The sequence below is a fragment of the Pantoea sp. SIMBA_079 genome (assembly GCF_046940275.1).
In the GTDB taxonomy this organism is placed as follows: Bacteria; Pseudomonadota; Gammaproteobacteria; order Enterobacterales; family Enterobacteriaceae; genus Pantoea; species Pantoea borealis.
Genome location: NZ_JAWRYR010000809.1, coordinates 1 through 243, shown reverse-complemented (window position 1 = coordinate 243; position 243 = coordinate 1). Strand labels below are relative to the sequence as shown.

The following is a 243-nucleotide window of genomic DNA, read 5'->3' as shown; positions in this document are numbered from 1 at the left end:
GCGCTGATCATGCAGCGGCCTCTTGCTCAAGCACGACCCGGGCGATCATCAGCAGTCGCTTCGCGGTGGCGATACGCGCCCGCGCGGAGCCCGGGTGGATGTGCAGGCTGGCGGCGATGGTGGTGGCGGCAGAACGTTTTGTCGCACAACATCCCAACCATACGGGGCGACTGGCATTTCTGATCACCTCTGATGAAGAAGCCAGTGCCCACAACGGTACGGTAAAAGTCGTCGAAGCGTTAA

The 243-nt window shown here is 61.3% G+C and carries 1 pseudogene; it reads left to right on the top strand.

Going from position 1 to position 243, the window contains the following annotated elements:
* Positions 1-107: 107 nt before the first annotated feature.
* A pseudogene (locus tag SB719_RS22185) lies at positions 108-243 on the top strand (M20/M25/M40 family metallo-hydrolase); the annotation flags it as partial.